The sequence below is a fragment of the Kitasatospora sp. NPDC093558 genome, assembly GCF_040683475.1.
In the GTDB taxonomy this organism is placed as follows: domain Bacteria; phylum Actinomycetota; class Actinomycetes; order Streptomycetales; family Streptomycetaceae; genus Kitasatospora.
The window spans coordinates 1-1,828 of sequence record NZ_JBFBDY010000983.1 but is presented as its reverse complement, the minus strand read 5'-3'; the positions used below and the strand labels follow the sequence as shown (position 1 = coordinate 1,828).

Sequence of the window (1,828 nt, the reverse complement as noted above, 5' to 3'; positions counted from 1 at the left end):
GCGTCGGCCGACGCTTCTTCAGGCAGGGGCGGGAGGGTCTCCGGCGCGAAGGGGTTGAAGTCCGGCGGGGGCACCATGACCGGCGTGCCCCGGAGGGCCGGGTCCTCGTCCTCGACCGGTGCGTCGGCGATCGCCGCGAACGGGTTGAAGTCCGGCTGAGGCTGGGCGCCCGCCGGGTCCGCAACCGCCGTGTCCGCAACCGCCGGGTCCGCAACCGCCGTGGCGGCGAGCTCGGCGAACGGATTGAAGTCCGGGACCGGCGTGGTGGCGGGCACGGCCGCCTCCCGCTCGTACGCGGCGGGCAGGGACACGGGCACGCCCGGCGTGCCGTCCCATCCGAACTGGACGCTCTTCAGCAGCTCCGCGAACGCCTCCGTGTACAGCTCCCAGTCCTCCGGCTGTGCCGTCGAGAGCTGGACGCAGAGCACCGACACGCCGTCCGGCAGCGGGACGAACGCCTCGACGACCGACGTGACCACCCAGCGCCGCTGTCCGTCGACCGCCAGCGCCCCGGGCACCGGGACGGTCCGGCCCTCGACCAGGACGGCGGCCGGCCCGGCCGGCAGCAGGACCGTCCACACCTCGGCGTGCCGCCGGACGGTGGCGAGTTCGGTGGCGAGCGCCGTGATCGGCAGCGGGTGCCGGGCGAGCGAGACGACGAGGGTGGCCTCGGTGGTGCGGCCGTCGGCCTCCAGGGCGCAGACGCCCGCGTAGACCGCGCCCGAGGCGTGGACCACGTCGGCGAGGGTGGCGGCGATGACGGCGAAGTCGCGGCGCGGGCCGGGGCCGGTGGCGCTGAACAGCTCCTCGGCGACCTCGGCCAGGTGGCCGCCCAGCTCGTCGGCGGCCGCGACGGCGGCCCGTTCGTCGCCGCGCCCGGACGGCGTGTTGGGAAGCGGCGGCACCGATCGGGCCGAGACGCCCGCGGGGCCCCCCGGGGAGGTGAGCGGGTGGAAGCCGGGCGGGACGACCAGGCGGACCTCGGTGCCGGCGCCGGTGGCCAGCTCGACCGGCAGCCGCGTCTGCTGACCGCCCGCCAGCGCCGCGAGCGCGGGGGCGAACGGCGGGCGCAGCTTGGGGTCGGCGATCTCGCCGGTGACGGGCAGCTGGAACAGTCCGGCCGATGCGGTGCCCTGGCCGGCGTCCGCGCCGCGCACCGGGCCGCCGCCGTAACGGGCGAGCAGCGCGGCCGTGGCCCGTTCGGCGATCGGAGCGCCGGTGCCGGGGCGGGCCGTGCCGGCGGTGACGACGGTGCCGAGCCGGTCGACGGCGCCGTGTACCGGCCCGTTGGGTGCCAGCGGCAGGGCGAACAGGGCTTCGGCGGCCGGGTGTTGCTCCGAGGACCCTGGCCGGGGGGTGAGCGAGGCCACCGGGTGACGCGAGGTGGGCTCGTCGAAGAGCGCGTCGGTGAGGGTGGCGAGGGTCGCACTGACCTGCTCCGCGCCGGCGAAGGGGTTGGCCTCCGCGCTGGACCGGTCGTCGAACCGGCCGCCGAACTGGTGGTCGAACTGGCCGTCCTGGGTCAACTGTTGAGCCCCCCGCTCTGGTGCGTCCGCGGTCGGTGTCCGGGTGGGTCCGGGCGCGCGCCCGGTGGCGCGCCGCCGGGGTCCGCGGCTGTTCCCGGCCGTGGTCATTCCTATCAGAGCCCGCCGTCGGCGCAGAACCGGCGGCCGTCCGGTGGCCGCCCGGAGGTCGTCCGGGCGGACCGCGGGCCCGCCCGGGGCGGACTACGCCGTGGCCTGCGGCGACGGCCCGTCGGCGGGCGGCGCGGCGAGCGCCCCGAGCGCCTCGGTGATTCCGGGGACGGCGAGCAGGCCGGCCAGGTCGT

1 protein-coding gene is annotated in these 1,828 nt (G+C 77.6%); it reads right to left on the bottom strand.

What is annotated here, in order from left to right:
* The coding region (locus tag AB0O00_RS37645; protein ID WP_363659194.1) for a hypothetical protein at nt 1-1,526 on the bottom strand (1,526 nt) is incomplete at its 3' end.
* Nucleotides 1,527-1,828: the final 302 nt, after the last annotated feature.